The sequence below is a fragment of the Bradyrhizobium pachyrhizi genome (genome assembly GCF_001189245.1).
Lineage (GTDB): Bacteria > Pseudomonadota > Alphaproteobacteria > Rhizobiales > Xanthobacteraceae > Bradyrhizobium > Bradyrhizobium pachyrhizi.
The window spans coordinates 40,203-55,672 of the sequence record NZ_LFIQ01000105.1 but is presented as its reverse complement, the minus strand read 5'-3'; the positions used below and the strand labels follow the sequence as shown (position 1 = coordinate 55,672).

Below are 15,470 nucleotides of genomic sequence, written 5' to 3'. Positions count from 1 at the left end.
CCGCCGGCGTCCGCCCATCGCCATCCACATCCGCCCGGCGGGCAATCGCCGATGGCTCGGCAGGCCGAGATCCCCGGCATCTCCGCCGTCATCGCCGTCGCCTCCGGCAAGGGCGGCGTCGGCAAGTCGACCACGGCGCTCAACCTCGCGCTCGGCCTGCGCGACCTCGGCCTGCGCGTCGGGCTGCTCGACGCCGACATCTACGGCCCGTCGGTGCCGCGGCTGACCGGCATCCGCGAGAAGCCGCAGCTCAATGACGACAAGAAGATGGTCCCGCTGCAGCGCTTCGGCCTGTCGATCATGTCGATCGGCTTCCTGGTCGAGGAGGACACCGCGATGATCTGGCGCGGGCCGATGGTGATGTCGGCGATCACCCAGATGCTGCGCGACGTCGCCTGGGGCACGCTTGACGTGCTCGTGGTCGACATGCCGCCCGGCACCGGCGATGCCCAGCTCACGCTGGCGCAGAACGTCCCGCTCAAGGGCGCCGTCATCATCTCGACCCCGCAGGACCTTTCGCTGATCGACGCCAGGCGTGGGCTTGCGATGTTCAAGAAGGTCAACGTGCCGGTGCTCGGCATCGTCGAGAACATGAGCTATTTCCAGTGCCCGCATTGCGGCACCCGCTCGGATATCTTCGGCCATGGCGGCGCCCGCCACGAGGCCGAGAAGCTGGGGGTGCCGTTCCTCGGCGAGATCCCCCTGCACATCGCGATCCGCACCGCCTCCGATGCCGGCAACCCGGTGGTCGAGAGCGAACCGGACGGCCCGCACGCGGCGATCTACCGCGCGATCGGCGGCAAGGTCCGCGAGCAGCTGCAAGGCGTCATCGCGGCAGCCTGAGCCTGCGCTGCTGTCCCGCTGGGCCGATTGGCCGCGAAGCGTCGGGAGCGCGGCGGCTTTCTTCACAGGCCCGTGCCGTTGGTGCCTTTGGACGATTGCTGAATCGGTTCCGGCCTGTATGTTTATGCAGGAGTGGCCGAATCGTACCATCCTTCGATCAGCGGAAGGCGGCCGCGGGTGAAGCCAAACTGCGGGAAGGGGCCGTGAGGCGACCATCGACATGGCAGCATCACGCGAAGCAAACAAACAGCACCGCAAACATCTGACGCGGGAGAAGCGCGCAGAGGCCTCCCGGCTTGCGTTCAACATGGCCAAGAAATCCGACTCGATCGGCGAGGCTGCCGAGGTGATCGCCAAGACGTATGGCGTCAGCAAGACAACTGCGCAAAGCTGGATCCGGCGCGGGCGGTATTTGGCTGATCAAGCCAAGAAGGCGCGAGAGACGACGCGGCGCTGATTGCTCCGGTAACCCCCGGCGGTTGAGAGCGGGCCGGACGGCCCGCACGCGGCGATTTACCGCGCGGTCGGCGGCAGCTCCGCGGCCACCTGCCAGGCGTCATCGTCGCTGCCTGAAGGCGCATTTTCCGGCTGATTTCCAGCCTCATCAGACTTTCGTTTAATTGGCGCGGTCATGCCATTGTCGCGTTTCCGTGAAGCCACCTTCCGTGTTAAAGGGCCGACCAGAGCGCCTCGGCAAGCCTTCACGCGCCTGCCGGAGAGCTGCTTGCGGTCACTGGGAAACGCCCCTGAAGGAGAAGTCTTACGATGAAGCGTCGTGATTTTTTGAAAGTTTCTGCGGCCGGTGCTGCCGCGACGGCGGTTGCCGCGCCGGCGATCGCGCAGTCCTCGCCTGAAATCAAGTGGCGCCTGACCTCGAGCTTCCCGAAGTCGCTGGACACCATCTATGGCGGTGCCGTCGAGCTGTCGAAGTACGTCGCGGAGATGACCGACAACAAGTTCCAGATCCAGGTGTTCGCGGCGGGTGAAATCGTCCCCGGCCTGCAGGCGCTGGACGCGACCTCCAACGGCACGGTCGAGATGTCGCACACCGTCGCCTACTACTATGTCGGCAAGGACCCGACCTTCGCGATCTACGCGTCGGTGCCGTTCGGTCTCAATGCCCGCATGCAGAACTCCTGGTGGTATCAGGGCGGTGGCCAGGAGCTCGGCAACGAGTTCTTCAAGAAGTTCGGCGTGATCGGTTTCCCGACCGGTAACACCGGCACCCAGATGGGCGGCTGGTTCCGCAAGGAGATCAAGACCGTCGCCGACATGTCGGGCCTGAAGATGCGCATCGGCGGCATTGCCGGCCAGGTGCTGCAGAAGGTCGGCGTGGTGCCGCAGCAGCTCGCCGGCGGCGACATCTATCCGGCGCTCGAAAAGGGCACCATCGACGCGGCCGAATGGGTCGGTCCCTATGACGACGAGAAGCTCGGCTTCCAGAAGGTCGCGAAGTACTACTACTATCCGGGCTTCTGGGAAGGCGGTCCGACCGTGCACTCCTTCGTCAACCTGGAGAAGTGGAACGCGCTGCCGAAGAACTATCAGGCGATCCTGGCCAACGGCGCCGCCAACGCCAACAGCTGGATGGCCGCGCGCTACGACATGCAGAATCCCTCGGCGCTGAAGCGGCTGGTTGCCGGCGGCACGCAGCTGCGTCCGTTCACCAACGAGGTGCTCGAGGCCTGCCTCAAGGCGACCAACGAGCTTTGGAGTGAAATCTCGGCCAAGAATGCCGACTTCAAGAAGTCGATCGAGGCCATGCAGGCCTACCGCTCGGACCAGTATCTGTGGTGGCAGGTCGCCGAATACACCTTCGACAGCTTCATGATCCGCTCGCGCACCCGCGGCTGATCGGCATCTAGCCTTTTGGACGAGCGTTCGCGCGACGCGAACGCATTGCCCGGCCTCCGCAAGGAGGCCGGGTTTTTTGCGTCTGGCATTCGTGAAGGGGATGTTCCATGCTCGCATCCGAAGCCTCGGCACGAAGGCGGCGTGTGATCGGTCACCGGTCATGACGGCAAAAAGAAAAGCGGCGCGACGATCGAAAGCAGTCGACGCTCGGACAACACAATCGAACAGGGCAGGATTCAAATGAAGCGAAGAGATTTCATCAAGGTCACGGGTCTGGGCGTCGCCGGCGCCGCCACGGTCGCAGCTCCCGCGATCGCGCAGTCGATGCCGGAACTCAAGTGGCGCTTGACGACGAGCTGGCCGAAGTCGCTCGACACGCTGCACGGCGGCGCCGAGTTGATGGCGAAGGCGGTCGGTGAAGCCACCGACAACAAATTCCAGATCCAGACCTTTGCCGCCGGCGAGATCGTGCCGGGCCTGCAGGTGCTCGACGCCGTGCAGAACGGCACCGTCGAGATGGGGCATACCGCGCCCTATTATTATTTCGGCAAGGACCCGACCTTCACCTTCGGCTCCGCGGTGCCGTTCGGGCCCAACATGCGCCTCAACCAGGCCTGGTTCATGCTGGGCGGCGGCAAGGACCTGCTCAACGAGTTCTACAAGAGCTACAACGTCACCTCGCTGCTCGCCGGCAACACCGGCTGCCAGATGGGTGGCTGGTTTCGCAAGGAGATCAACAGCGTCGACGATCTCAAGGGCCTCAAATTCCGCATCGGCGGCTTTGCCGGCAAGGTGATGCAGAAGCTCGGCGCGGTGCCGCAGCAACTCGCCGGCGGCGACATCTATCCGGCGCTCGAGAAGGGCACCATCGATGCGGCCGAGTGGGTTGGTCCCTACGACGACGAGAAGCTCGGCTTCTACAAGGTCGCGCCGAACTACTACTTCCCCGGCTGGTGGGAAGGCGGTCCCATGCTGGTGGCGATGATCAATCTCGACAAGTGGAACGCGCTGCCGAAGCATTATCAGTTCGTGCTCGAGCAGGCCGGCCATCTCGCCAACAACTGGATGATGGCGCGCTACGACCAGGCCAATCCGATCGCACTGAAGAAGCTGCTCGCGGTCGGCACCAAGCTGCGTCCGTTCCCGCCTGCGGTGATGGAAGCTTCCTTCAAGGCCGCCAAGGAGCTGCATGCCGAGGTTTCGGCGACCAATGCCAACTTCAAGAAGGTCTATGACTCGCTGACCTCGTTCTCCAACAACGGCTATCAATGGTTCCAGGTCGCCGAGGTCGGCTACGACAATTTCATGGCGCGCCATTCGCAGGCGTGATTGCTGTACGTTGGACAGGAATCAGCCTCGGAGCGAAAGCGCCGGGGCTTTTCCATGCCGCGATCACGGCCGCGGCGCGACTTGCGAAGACGCATGACCGTCCATCGCTGGCCGTGGCGGCAGCTGCCAGTTCTCGATCTCCGGGCGCGAACGTGCAATCCGTTATGTTATCATGGCTAGCTGACGTCAGCCTTACACGGGCGCAATCAAAGGCGCCTGGCGTAGATTTTGATTCAGCGGGTAGGCGGTATCTGTTTTCAGGGCAGTAACACTAGCTGGAGCAACATGCGCTTGTGTCGCCATCGAGACGTCACCTTCGCATGCGTCTTGTTTTGACGACAGCAAGCGGAAAATCGATCGAATGAGGACTGGATTGCTGCGATGCGCCTTCTGATCGTCGAGGACAATGTCGAGCTCTCGCGGCTGCTCGCCAGCGGGCTGATGGCGGCGGGATACGAGTCCGATGTCGTCAACAGCGTTGCCGAGGCGCGCGACGCGCTGCGCAGCGTCAGCTATGCCGCCATGATCCTCGATCTCGGTCTGCCCGACGGCGATGGCTTGTCGGTGCTGTCGGAGCTTCGCCGCAAGACCGATCCGCTGCCGGTTCTGGTGCTGACCGCGCGGGGCGGCCTGCAGGATCGGGTCAGCGGGCTGCGCAGCGGCGCGGACGACTATCTGGCGAAGCCGTTCGCGCTGGAAGAGCTGGTGGCGCGGCTCGAGGCCATCCTGCGCCGGCCCGGCCAGCTGCTCGGCTCCTCGCTGAAGCTCGCCAATCTGGTCTACGACACCGAGAGCAAGCAGGTGTTCGTCGACGGCGCTCCGCACGTGTTCTCGGCGCGCGAGACATCGGTGCTGGAGATCCTGCTGCGGCGGCAGGGGCGGGTGGTGCCGAAGAAGAATGTCGAGGACCACATCTTCGGCCTGTCCGGCGAGGTCGCCTCGAACGCGGTCGAGGTTTACGTGTCGCGGCTGCGCAAGCTGCTCGCCGAGCATCGCGCCAGGGTCATCATCCATACCATTCGGGGCGTCGGTTATCTGATGGCGGAGGAGAAGTAGGCGTGTTCCGCTTCAAGTCGCTGACGTCGCGGATCGTGTTCCTGCACATTGTGGCGGTCGCGGTCGCGGCGATCTTCCTGCCGCTGCTGCTGTTATGGCTGTTGAATTCGGAGATAAATCAGCTGCATCGCGAAGCGATGCGCGACCAAGCCGCCGATCTCGGCCAGAACCTCTCGGTCGATGCCGCAGGCAAGGTGCAGCTCAACCTGCCGGACAGCCTGAAGGGACTCTATTCCGACGCCTACGGCCGATACCGCTACGACATCTACGATGCCGACGGTCATCTGCTGTTCTCGTCACATCGCGAGGCGCCGCGACTGCCGGTGTCCGCCAACCGGATTTCCGGTGCCAGCGTCACCAAGCTGCTCGGCGGCCAGACGTTGCGCATCCTGGTCGCCGAGGACCTGTCGCATCGCGACGTCATCATCGACGACATCGTCTCCAACTTCTTCCGGCGGGTTGGCTGGATCACCATCCCGATCCTTCTGATTTTGCTTGCCACCGACATCCTGATCTTCCGCCGCGCGGTGACACCGCTGTTGCGGGCCTCGGAGGAGGCGAGGAGCATCGGACCGGCAAGGACCGATATCCGCCTGCCGACGGAGGGAATTCCGAGCGAGATCCTGCCGCTGGTGACGGCCGTCAACCAGGCGTTCGATCGCCTTGAGGAAGGCTTTCACGTGCAGCGCCAGTTCACGGCCGATGCCGCGCATCAGCTGCGCACGCCGCTTGCGATCCTCAGGACCCGGATCGAAACGCTCGATGCGGCCAAGGGGACCAGGGAGCTGCATGTCGACATCGAGAGCATGAGCCGCATCGTCAGCCAGCTGCTCGAGATCGCCGAGCTCGACACGCTGGTGCTGGATCCCGGCGAGACCGCGGATTTGCGCGCGGTGTGCGCCGAGGTGGTCGGCTCGATCGCGCCCTACGCGCTGGCGCAGCAGAAAGACATCGCGTTGCGCGGCACCGACAATCCGGTGCAGGTCAGGGGCAATGCGGAGATGCTGCAGCGGGCGATCTTCAATCTGGCGGAGAACGCCATCAAGTACACCGCCGAGAGGACTTCGGTCGATGTCGAGGTGCACGACAACGGTTCGGTGCAGGTGCGCGACTGCGGGCCGGGGATTGCGCCCGCCGAGCAGGGCCTGATCTTCCAGCGCTTCTGGCGCAGCGATCGCCAGCGCACCGACGGCGCGGGGCTCGGGCTCTCGATCGTGCGCGGCGTCGTCGACGATCACGATGCGACGGTAAGAGTGGAGAACCTGCCGTCCGGCGGCGCCCAGTTCACGCTGCGCTTCCGCCTCGCCAAGGCGGAGCCGGCGGCGTCCTGAGCCGGCCCGCGAACGTGCCGCGGCCTTGCCGGTCTACTTCACCTTGCCGTCGGACAGGTCCATGATCATGCGCGTGGTCAAATAGAGGCGCGGCACGATGCTGTTGATCTGCACGTATTCCGCATCGTTGGAGTGCGCGCCGAAGCCCGACAGGCCCATGCCTTCGACCACGGCGCCCTTGGTCTTGAGGGCGGCAAACGCCGCGTCGGTGCCGCCGCCTGTGGCCCTCTCGGCGACGTTCAGCGACAGGCCCAGCTCCTGGTAGATCGTCTTGCCGTGGCCGGCGACGCGGCGCGAGGCGTCGGTGGTCTCGAGCGGCGGGCGGCGCACCTCGAACTTCACGTCCACCCTGGAGTCCGGCAGCAGGCGATTCTTGATCTTGTCCTGCAAGGCCTTCTCGAGCTCGTCGAAATCCGCCACCTTGAGCGCGCGCGCATCGGCCTGGGCGGTGGCTTCGGCGGGGATCACGTTGCGGTTGGTGCCGGACTTGGACACTGTCCAGTTCAGCTTCAGACCCTGCTCGGGCTTGGACAGGTCCTTCATCTGCAGCACCTGGTGCGACAGCTCATAGAGCGCATTCACGCCGCCTTCGGGCCTGGCGCCGGCATGCGACGACTTGCCGTGCACCGTGAGGTAGGCCGAGCCGATGCCGCTGGTGGCGAGACGCAGCGTGCCGTCGGTGCCACCGCCCTCGAACGAGAATACGGCATCCTGTTCCGCGGCGAGGCGGGTGATGGTGCTGCGCCAGCCGGGCGAAGAGATCTCCTCGTCGCCATTGATGAGCACCGTGAGCGTGCCGTAGTTCCTGAAGTTCAGCTTCTGCAGCAATGCCACGGCGTGGAGGATGGTGGCGACGCCCTGCTTGTCGTCGGCAATGCCGAGCCCATGGGCCTTGTCGCCATCGATGCGGAAGGGTTGGTCCTTCAGCATGCCCTTGAGATACACCGTGTCCATGTGCGCGATCAGCATGATCTTCGCGCTGCCGGTGCCCTTGAAGACGGCCTGCACGGCGGGACCGATCTTCTCGGGCGTGTCGTCGAGGCGGTAGATATCGGTGGTCTGCAGGATATCGACCGTGCCGCCGAGCTGCTTGAGCTGGCCGGCGATCCGCTCGGCGAGCTGGTTCAGACCCTCGATGTCCTTGCTGCCGGATTCGATCTGCACGAGGTCGCGCAGGGTGTCGAGCAGCGGCTGCTGTTCCTGTTGCGCCAGCGCGCGAATGTCGGCTGCATGCGCTGCGGGCGCGGCGAGCGCCAGACCAAACGACAGCATCAGCGGGCGAATGAGCGAGCGGGCGGGATGCAGTTGGGGCATGGCGGCGATCTGTGAGTTGGAGGACGATCCGTATCCCCGTCTTCACAGGCCGCGCCGGTGCCGTCAACAGCGGCGTGCCTCGCGCCCGCAAGAGCGTTTTCGGGCGAAGTGGACACCGGTCCGCGTGAAGAAGGCGCGCCAAGACAAGAATCCAGAGCTTCGGTTCTGATTCAATCAGAACCGAATGCTCTAGGCGCGCCGAATGCGCTGATGCCGGCTACTGCTTCGGCTGGCCGAAGTCCAGCGGCGGAAGGTCGATCTGCGGCACCTCGATCTTGACCTTGTTGAGGTCGACATCGAGCGGCTTGTCGAGCAGTCCGGTGACGACGACCGGGAACGCGATCACCAGCGCCACCATGATCGCCTGCAGGCCGATCCACGGCATTGCGCCCCAGTAGATGTCCGAGCTCTTCACTTCCTTCGGCGCCACGCCACGCAGGTAGAACAGCGCAAAGCCGAACGGTGGATGCAGGAACGAGGTCTGCATGTTGACGCAGAGCATCACGCCGAACCAGATCAGCGCCGCGTCGGGGCCGACCACTGGCGCCAGCACCTTCTGTGCGATCGGCGCGATCATCGGCAGGATGATGAAGGCGATCTCGAAGAAGTCGAGGAAAAACGCCAGGAAGAAGATGAACAGGTTGATGAAGATCAGGAAGCCCCAGACGCCGCCGGGCAGCGAGGTCAGGTGGTGCTCCAGCCAGGTGCCGCCGGATACGCCGAGGAACACCACCGAGAAGCAGGTCGAGCCGATCAGGATGAAGGTGACCATGCAGGTGATCCGCATGGTGGTCTCGTAGCCCTGCTTGATCAGGTCGCGCAGGTCCGGGATCCTGACGGCCTCGAGGCAGATCCAGACCACCGCGGCGTAGGTGATCGCGAAGGCGAGCTTGAAGATCAAGTTCTCGCTGTACAGCATAGCGATGATGGTGCCGATGCCGCCGGCGATCACGCCGACGATCAGCACCTTGTTGCCGGTGGCGCTGAAATCCTTGTGGTGGATGGCGGCGAGCACGATGGCGCCGACCGCGCCCATGGCGCCGGCTTCCGTCGGGGTCGCAAGGCCCATCATCATGGTGCCGAGCACGACGAAGATCAGCACCGCCGAGGGGATGATGCCGAGCAGGCACTTCTTCCACAGCGCCCAGCCGGTCAGCGTGCGCGCCTCGATCGGCACCGCCGGCACATGGCTCGGCTTGAAGATGCCGAGCACGAAGGTGTAGCCGGCGAACAGCAGGATCTGGAACACCGATGGGCCCCAGGCGCCGAGATACATGTCGCCGACCGACTTGCCGAGCTGGTCGGCGAGCACGATCAGGACGAGAGAGGGAGGGACAAGTTGCGTGATGGTGCCGGAGGCGGCGAGCACGCCGGTGATGTAGCGGATGTTGTAGCCGTAGCGGATCATCACCGGCATCGAGATCAGCGCCATCGCGATCACCTGCGCCGCCACCGTGCCGGTGATGGCGCCGAGGATGAAGCCGACGATGATCACGGAATAGCCGAGGCCGCCGCGGATCGGGCCGAACAGCTGGCCCATCGAATCCAGCATGTCCTCGGCGAGCCCGCATCTCTCCAATATCGCGCCCATGAAAGTGAAGAACGGGATCGCCAGCAGCAGTTCGTTGGACAGCACGCTGCCGAAGATGCGGCCCGGGATCGCCTGCAGGAAGTTGAGGTCGAAGAAGCCGAGATAGATCGAGAGGAACCCGAACGACAGGCCGACCGCGGCGAGCGTGAACGCCACCGGATAACCGATCAGCATCGCTACGATCAGGCCGCCGAACATCAGTGGCGGCATCATCTCCAGCGTGATCATTGAGTCGGCCTCTCATACTTCGCGTCGATGGTCACGTAGCCCTGCAGCGCGGCGATCCGCTTGATCACCTCTGAGACGCCTTGCAGCGCAAGCATCACGAAGCCGGACGGGATAACGAACTTGATCGGCCAGCGCAGCAGGCCGCCGGCGTTGCCGCTCATCTCGCCGACCGCATAGGCCTGGTAGAAGAACGGCCAGGACAGATAGGCGAGCAGGAGGCAGGCCGGGATCAGGAAGAACAGCGTTCCGATCAGGTCGAGCCAGAGCTGGCCGCGTTCCGACAGCATCAGATACATGATCTCGACGCGGACATGCTCGTTGCGCTTGAAGGTGTAGGAGGCGCCGAACATCACGAGGATCGCGAACATGTACCACTGCGCCTCGAGCCAGCCGTTCGAGGAGTAGCTGAACGCGTAGCGGATCATGGCGTTGCCGGCGCTGACCAGGCACGAGATCAGGACCAGCAGGTTGCAGATGTAGCCGATCTTCTCGTTGAGTTGGTCGATGGCCTGACTTAATGCCAACAATGGGCGCATCACGATCTCCACGGCCGCGCCATCCGCGCGCCGAATATCTCTTCAAGCATCATCTGGCCGCCGCGCGCATGCGCACGGAGCCACGGCTCACTTTCAGGAGCAGTTGCAAACGTTCGTCCTCCCCCGAAATCCGCTTCAGCCGTTCTTGGCTGCCGGGGATCGTCGGCAGGAGCCGACGGAGGGCAGCGGCCTATGCTGGCCAGACTAGCGTGAAAGCTGATTCACCAAATCAGCGCCGTGGAACGTCGTCAATCGGAAAATGGACAAATTGACGCCGTGGCAAACTGTTGTCCCGCCTTGGTAATCGGGGGACAGGCCGCGCGTCGGGAGGAAGCTTGAAGACTAGCCGCCGGTCACGCTCATGTGGCGGCTGACGCTCGGACGGTTGTGGCGGCGGTCGATGATGAAATCGTGCCCCTTCGGCTTCAGTCCGATGGCCCGGTCGATGGCCGCCGCCAGCAGGTCGTTGTCGGCGGAGGCACGCAGCGGCCGGCGCAGGTCGGAGGCGTCCTCGTGGCCGAGGCAGGTGTGCAGCGTGCCGGTGCAGGTGATCCGCACCCGGTTGCAGGATTCGCAGAAATTATGGGTCATCGGCGTGATGAAGCCGAGCTTGCCGCCGGTTTCGGCGACCCGGACGTAGCGGGCGGGGCCGCCGGTGTCGTCGGACAGATCGGTCAGCGTGTAGTGCTTCTCGAGCCGCGCGCGCATCAAGGACAGGGGTACGTACTGATCGATCCGGCCTTCGCCGATGTCGCCCATCGGCATCACCTCGATCAGGGTGAGGCCCATGCCCTTGCCGTGCGCCCATTCCATCAGCGCCGGAATCTCGTCCTCGTTCATGTTCTTCAGCGCGACCGCGTTGATCTTGACCGCGAGTCCCGCCGAGCGCGCCGCCTCGATGCCTGACAGCACCTTGTCGATGTCGCCCCAGCGGGTGATGGCCCGGAATTTTACGGGGTCGAGGGTGTCGAGCGAGACGTTGACGCGGCGCACGCCGCAATCGGCCAGCTCCTGGGCGAAGCGCGCCAGCTGCGAACCGTTGGTGGTCAGCGTCAATTCGTCGAGTGCGCCCGTGGTCAGATGGCGCGACAGCGAGCGCACGAGGCCCATCACGTTGCGGCGGACCAGCGGCTCGCCGCCGGTGAGGCGGATCTTGCGCACACCCTTGGCGACGAAGGCCGAGCAGAGCCGGTCGAGCTCTTCCAGTGTTAGCAGATCGGCCTTCGGCAGGAAGGTCATGTCCTCTGACATGCAGTAGAAGCAGCGCAGGTCGCAGCGGTCGGTGACAGAGACGCGCAAATAACGGATGGTCCGGCCGAACGGATCGGTCATCGGACGAAACAGCGTGTCGGAATGCGCTTGCGTGGATCCGTTCATTCAGTTCGGGCCTTGCAATCTGTTTCCTGCCTGCCGCGCCGTGACCGGCTCCGGCATCCGCAATCTATGCATGTTGGCGCGTTGTCACAATGCGTCCCAAGGGATGATCGTATGGATGATCCGCAACATGCAAAGCGATAGGCGAAGCATATCACGCGATGCATGATCGCAATCGCGGATGTGCCTCCACCAAATACAAAAACCCCGGCTTTGGGCCGGGCTCTTGTGCAATGCAAATCCGGTGCAGCCGCCTTCGCTAGCGCGACGGAGCCGCGGCCGGCGCCGGCGCAGCCGCGCTCGGGGCGGGGAACGCGGAGTCCGGAGCGGCGGCGGGAGCCGCTGCGGCAGCCGGCTTCGGCTTCCTCTTCCGTATCGGCTTCTTCGCCGCGCGCGGGGGCGGGCCGGCCGGTTGCAACTCGGCGAACACCGGACTCGGATCCAGCGTCGTGGTGGCCGGCGTGGCGAAGTCGCCGGGAACGCGGGTCACGGTGACCGGAACGGTCGCCGGCTGGAACTTCGGCATGTTGAAGGTGACCGAGAAGTTGATCTCCGGCGCCGGGATCGACACGGTGCAGGGCGTCTTGCAGCCCGGTCCGAGCGAGGTCACGGCGTCGGCGCCGGGCGGGTTCGAATCCAGCTGTACCGGCATCGGCGGCGGCGCCGACTTGAACGAATCCAATGAGAAGGAGGAGCAGCCAGCCAGGCTCAGCCCGGCGGCCGCAATCACGATGATACGACGCATGATCCACACTCTACTGCGGCAATCAGCCACAATCCCCGGAGCGGACCATAGGTGCGTCGGAACAGAGGCGCAACAGCAGGGGCCCTGCTCGTTAAAGGATGGTTAATGGCGGAATCGCATGGCTGAATATTGTCAAGCGATATCAGTGTGTTGCGGAAGGTCTATGCCGCGTTCAGGCTGGCGACCGCGTCCGGCAGATCGCGCATATGGCTGATCAGCCGGTCCGGCTTCAGCTCGGTCATCGGGACGTCGGTATAGCCAAAATCGACGCCGATCACCGGGACCTGGGCGCGCCTTGCCACCCCGACATCGGGGCCGGCATCGCCGACCATGATGGCGCCGGCGGCCGGCTGCCCGGCGCGGGCCACCGTCTCGCGCAGGAACGTCGGATCGGGTTTTGCGATGCCGAACGTATCGGCGCCGCAGATCGCGGCGAAGCGCTTGGTCAGGCCGAGCCGGTCGAGCAGCAGCTTCGACAGCCATTCCAGCTTGTTGGTGCACACCGCAAAGCGATGGCCCTTTGCCTCGAGCCGGTCTAGCGCGGCCTCGAGCCCGTCGAACGGGCGCGAGCCATCGGCGATATGTTCGGCATAATAGTCGACGAAATCCGCGGTCAAGCGGTCAAGGTCACCGACGCTGACCGCGCGTCCTTCCACCTCAAGCCCGCGTTCGAGCAGCTTGCGCGCGCCGGCGCCGATCATGTTGCGCGCGGCCGCCAGCGGCACCGGCCGCAGGCCCTCGCGGTCGAGCACATGGTTCAGGGCGCCGATCAGATCAGGCGCGGTGTCGACCAGCGTGCCGTCGAGATCGAATACGACGATGGGGGGAGAGGAGGCGGACATGATGCTTTTGGCTATCGGGCCAGGCGCTGCGATGCAAGAGTAGATGTGGGCAGGTCATGAAATAGGGGCGGCAGAGATGCGGGAACTTGTCGGAAAAGCCGCTTTTGTCACCGGCGCGGCCAGCGGAATCGGACTTGCGATGGCTACCGCCTTCGCCCGCGAGGGCATGAAGGTGATGCTCGCCGACATTGAAACCGGTCCGCTGGACACGGCCGTCGATGCGCTGCGCGCCGGCGGTGCGGATGTCCATGGCGTTGTCTGCGACGTTGCCGATCCCCTAAGCGTCGATCGCGCCGCGGAGGCGTCGTTCCGCGCCTTCGGCACGGTCCATGTCGTCTGCAACAATGCCGGCGTCGCGGCCGGCGGCGGCATTGACCCGATCTCGGTCGACGACTGGCGCTGGGTGATCGACGTCAATCTGATGGGCGTCGTGCACGGCATCAGGAGCTTCCTGCCGCACATCCGCGGGCACGGCGAGGGTGGCCATATCGTCAATACGGCTTCGATGGCCGGGATGAATGCCGGGCTTGGCTTGAGCCCGTATTCGGCGACCAAGTTCGCCGTCGTCAGCCTGTCCGAAGGGCTCGCCATGCAGCTCAGGCCGCTCGGGATCGGCGTCAGCGTGCTCTGTCCGAGCTTTGTGCGGACCCGGATCGGCGAGAGCGGGCGCAATCGCCCGGAGCAGTACGGCCCGACCCGTCAGCTCGATCCGGCAAGCTCGATGGCCGCTGTCGTCGCCGAGATCGCGCGGCAGCTCGATGCTGGGCTCGATCCGGCGGCGGTCGCGGACCGCGTGCTGGCCGCGATCCGCGACGACCAGTTCTACATTTTCACCCATCCCGGGATGCGGGCCGAGGTCGAGGAGCGCTTTTCGGCGATTTTGGCCGCGATGGACGCCGTTTCGGCCTAAAGACTGGTCCGCTTGCCGCTATTCCTGCCTGCAAAACGACGCTAGATATGCGCCCGCCGGGCCACCCGATGGCGGCCCGTAACGGACCAACCGAGGGGCTATCGGCACGTGGACATGGACGCACTGAAACGCCAGGCGGCGGCGCGCGCGCTCGAAGAGGTGCGCGACGGCATGAAGCTCGGGCTCGGCACCGGATCGACCGCGAAGCATTTCGTCGAGCTGCTCGGCGAGAAGGTCCGTGCGGGCATGAAAGTGATCGGCGTGCCGACCTCGGAAGCGACCCGCGCCGATGCGATCCGCTGCGGCGTTCCGCTGACCACGCTGGACGAGATCGACCATCTCGACCTCACCATCGACGGCGCCGACGAGATCGACCCGGCGCTCAACCTGATCAAGGGCGGCGGCGGTGCGCTGCTGCGCGAGAAGATCGTCGCGGCCGCCAGTGATCGCATGATCGTGATCGCCGACGACAGCAAATGGGTCGACGTGCTCGGCCGCTTTCCGCTGCCGGTCGAGGTGATCCCGTTCGGGCTCGCCGCAACGCAGGCCGCGATGGCGCGGGCGTTCGCCGAGGCCTGCGTGTCCGGCGAAATGCTGATCCGGAAAGGCAAGGACGGTCACGTTTTTGTCACCGATGGCGGCCACTGGATCATCGATGCCCATCTCGGCCGGATCGGCGATCCGCCGCGTCTTGCCGGTTTGCTCAGCGCTATACCGGGCGTGGTCGAACACGGCCTGTTCATCGGGCTTGGCAGCGTCGCCGTGCTGGCCGGCGCGCAGGGAATTCGGGTTGTTGAACGGCCATGAGGCCGCAAGCAAGGAGACTTGGAATGAATCGTTTTTCGGGACTTTTGTCGGCTGCGGCCCTGGCGGCTGGACTGGCGCTCGCACCGGCGATGGCGCAGCAGCCGCAGCTGCCCCCCATGCCCAAGGACGTCAAGCAGTCGACCCCCGCGGCGATCGGATACGCCAAGGAAATCCTGACGATGAAGAACGTCTCGGTGATGTATGCCGGCGCCGTTCCGGGCATCATCGAGAAGACCAAGACCGGCCTGCTGCAGCAGTACCTGAACTACCAGAAGGATCTCAACGAGGTCGCGCTGGTCATCGCCAAGAATCTGGCTGGCAGCGAGAAGGAAATCGGCGAGGGCATGGCGCAGCTCTACGCCGCCGAGTTCACCGAGCAGGAGCTGAAGGATCTCGTGATCTTCTACAAGACGCCGCTCGGTCAGAAGCTTTTGACCTCCGAGCCCAAGGCAATCAACGATTCGCTGAGATATATGCAGGAGTGGGCGCAGCAGTTTGGCGTGATCGTCAACGCCCAGTTCAAGGCCGAGATGAAGAAGCGCGGCAAGGATATCTGAACACGTTGTCACCTCGCCCCGCTTGCGGGGAGAGGCACAGGCCGCCGCCGGCGGCCGTTACTGAAGCGACGCCGAAGCGAAGCTTCGGCTACGGCGGAGCGCCGGGTGAGGGGACTTTCCACTAGCTGGCTCGTGGAGATGCCCCTCACCTCA

Annotated in this window: 15 protein-coding genes; 9 read left to right on the top strand and 6 right to left on the bottom strand. The window is 64.6% G+C overall.

The genetic code is table 11. The features are described 5' to 3' along the window. The 6 genes from AKL29_RS26310 to AKL29_RS26285 form a co-directional block, all read left to right on the top strand. Nucleotides 1-843 (top strand): Mrp/NBP35 family ATP-binding protein (locus AKL29_RS26310; RefSeq protein ID WP_283809423.1); only part of this gene is annotated, 843 nt, incomplete at its 5' end. 220 nt (nucleotides 844-1,063) lie between these two features. Further along, nucleotides 1,064-1,300, top strand: coding sequence for a hypothetical protein (locus tag AKL29_RS26305; protein WP_028334236.1), 237 nt, complete (start codon nucleotides 1,064-1,066; stop codon nucleotides 1,298-1,300). Nucleotides 1,301-1,608: 308 nt separating this feature from the next. Continuing rightward, a complete protein-coding gene (locus AKL29_RS26300; protein ID WP_050386164.1) occupies nucleotides 1,609-2,697 on the top strand; it encodes a TRAP transporter substrate-binding protein in 1,089 nt (362 codons plus the stop codon). Between the two features lie 240 nt (nucleotides 2,698-2,937). Continuing rightward, nucleotides 2,938-4,026, top strand: a complete 1,089-nt coding sequence (locus AKL29_RS26295; protein WP_028334238.1) for a TRAP transporter substrate-binding protein — start codon at nucleotides 2,938-2,940, stop codon at nucleotides 4,024-4,026. A gap of 381 nt (nucleotides 4,027-4,407) precedes the next feature. Further along, entirely contained in the window at nucleotides 4,408-5,082 is a 675-nt protein-coding gene (locus AKL29_RS26290; RefSeq protein ID WP_028334239.1) for a response regulator transcription factor, read from the top strand. Between the two features lie 2 nt (nucleotides 5,083-5,084). Beyond that, entirely contained in the window at nucleotides 5,085-6,413 is a 1,329-nt protein-coding gene (locus tag AKL29_RS26285; protein WP_028334240.1) for a sensor histidine kinase, read from the top strand. Nucleotides 6,414-6,446: 33 nt separating this feature from the next. On the opposite strand, the gene AKL29_RS26280 is transcribed toward AKL29_RS26285, so the two are convergent. The 6 genes from AKL29_RS26280 to AKL29_RS26255 all read right to left on the bottom strand — a co-directional run bounded on the left by AKL29_RS26280 (nucleotide 6,447) and on the right by AKL29_RS26255 (nucleotide 13,043). Further along, nucleotides 6,447-7,727, bottom strand: coding sequence for a M20/M25/M40 family metallo-hydrolase (locus AKL29_RS26280; RefSeq protein ID WP_028334241.1), 1,281 nt, complete (start codon nucleotides 7,725-7,727; stop codon nucleotides 6,447-6,449). A gap of 217 nt (nucleotides 7,728-7,944) precedes the next feature. Beyond that, nucleotides 7,945-9,546 (bottom strand): TRAP transporter large permease, encoded by a 1,602-nt coding sequence (locus tag AKL29_RS26275; protein WP_028334242.1) that lies wholly within the window; start codon nucleotides 9,544-9,546, stop codon nucleotides 7,945-7,947. After that, the gene (locus AKL29_RS26270; protein ID WP_028334243.1) at nucleotides 9,543-10,082 is read right to left on the bottom strand and encodes a TRAP transporter small permease subunit; all 540 of its coding nucleotides are present in this window, start codon (nucleotides 10,080-10,082) and stop codon (nucleotides 9,543-9,545) included. Before AKL29_RS26270 ends, AKL29_RS26275 begins: the two co-directional genes overlap by 4 nt. A 342-nt stretch (nucleotides 10,083-10,424) precedes the next feature. Continuing rightward, complete coding sequence (gene moaA, locus AKL29_RS26265; protein WP_016844402.1) at nucleotides 10,425-11,459, bottom strand: GTP 3',8-cyclase MoaA; 1,035 nt, start codon at nucleotides 11,457-11,459, stop codon at nucleotides 10,425-10,427. A 256-nt stretch (nucleotides 11,460-11,715) separates the two neighbouring features. Continuing rightward, nucleotides 11,716-12,201 (bottom strand): hypothetical protein, encoded by a 486-nt coding sequence (locus tag AKL29_RS26260; RefSeq protein WP_050386163.1) that lies wholly within the window; start codon nucleotides 12,199-12,201, stop codon nucleotides 11,716-11,718. Nucleotides 12,202-12,362: 161 nt separating this feature from the next. Beyond that, nucleotides 12,363-13,043, bottom strand: a complete 681-nt coding sequence (locus AKL29_RS26255; RefSeq protein ID WP_050386162.1) for an HAD hydrolase-like protein — start codon at nucleotides 13,041-13,043, stop codon at nucleotides 12,363-12,365. A gap of 43 nt (nucleotides 13,044-13,086) precedes the next feature. On the opposite strand from AKL29_RS26255, the gene AKL29_RS26250 reads away from it, so the two are divergent. The 3 genes from AKL29_RS26250 to AKL29_RS26240 all read left to right on the top strand — a co-directional run bounded on the left by AKL29_RS26250 (nucleotide 13,087) and on the right by AKL29_RS26240 (nucleotide 15,317). Then, a complete protein-coding gene (locus tag AKL29_RS26250; protein ID WP_347336994.1) occupies nucleotides 13,087-13,953 on the top strand; it encodes an SDR family NAD(P)-dependent oxidoreductase in 867 nt (288 codons plus the stop codon). 108 nt (nucleotides 13,954-14,061) lie between these two features. Then, nucleotides 14,062-14,760 (top strand): ribose-5-phosphate isomerase RpiA, encoded by a 699-nt coding sequence (gene rpiA, locus AKL29_RS26245; protein ID WP_152977779.1) that lies wholly within the window; start codon nucleotides 14,062-14,064, stop codon nucleotides 14,758-14,760. A 23-nt stretch (nucleotides 14,761-14,783) separates the two neighbouring features. Beyond that, nucleotides 14,784-15,317: a DUF2059 domain-containing protein gene (locus AKL29_RS26240; RefSeq protein ID WP_028334248.1), complete on the top strand. Its 534-nt coding sequence runs from the start codon at nucleotides 14,784-14,786 to the stop codon at nucleotides 15,315-15,317. The last annotated feature ends 153 nt before the right edge of the window (nucleotides 15,318-15,470 follow it).

Coding starts and splice junctions, on each gene's coding strand:
- AKL29_RS26250 (WP_347336994.1), top strand. CDS start 13,087: ATGTGGGCAGGTCATGAAATAGGGGCGGCAGAGATGCGGGAACTTGTC.
- AKL29_RS26290 (WP_028334239.1), top strand. CDS start 4,408: ATGCGCCTTCTGATCGTCGAGGACAATGTCGAGCTCTCGCGGCTGCTC.
- moaA (WP_016844402.1), bottom strand. CDS start 11,459: ATGAACGGATCCACGCAAGCGCATTCCGACACGCTGTTTCGTCCGATG.
- AKL29_RS26240 (WP_028334248.1), top strand. CDS start 14,784: ATGAATCGTTTTTCGGGACTTTTGTCGGCTGCGGCCCTGGCGGCTGGA.
- AKL29_RS26260 (WP_050386163.1), bottom strand. CDS start 12,201: ATGCGTCGTATCATCGTGATTGCGGCCGCCGGGCTGAGCCTGGCTGGC.
- AKL29_RS26275 (WP_028334242.1), bottom strand. CDS start 9,546: ATGATCACGCTGGAGATGATGCCGCCACTGATGTTCGGCGGCCTGATC.
- AKL29_RS26270 (WP_028334243.1), bottom strand. CDS start 10,082: ATGCGCCCATTGTTGGCATTAAGTCAGGCCATCGACCAACTCAACGAG.
- AKL29_RS26255 (WP_050386162.1), bottom strand. CDS start 13,043: ATGTCCGCCTCCTCTCCCCCCATCGTCGTATTCGATCTCGACGGCACG.
- AKL29_RS26305 (WP_028334236.1), top strand. CDS start 1,064: ATGGCAGCATCACGCGAAGCAAACAAACAGCACCGCAAACATCTGACG.
- AKL29_RS26280 (WP_028334241.1), bottom strand. CDS start 7,727: ATGCCCCAACTGCATCCCGCCCGCTCGCTCATTCGCCCGCTGATGCTG.
- AKL29_RS26295 (WP_028334238.1), top strand. CDS start 2,938: ATGAAGCGAAGAGATTTCATCAAGGTCACGGGTCTGGGCGTCGCCGGC.
- AKL29_RS26300 (WP_050386164.1), top strand. CDS start 1,609: ATGAAGCGTCGTGATTTTTTGAAAGTTTCTGCGGCCGGTGCTGCCGCG.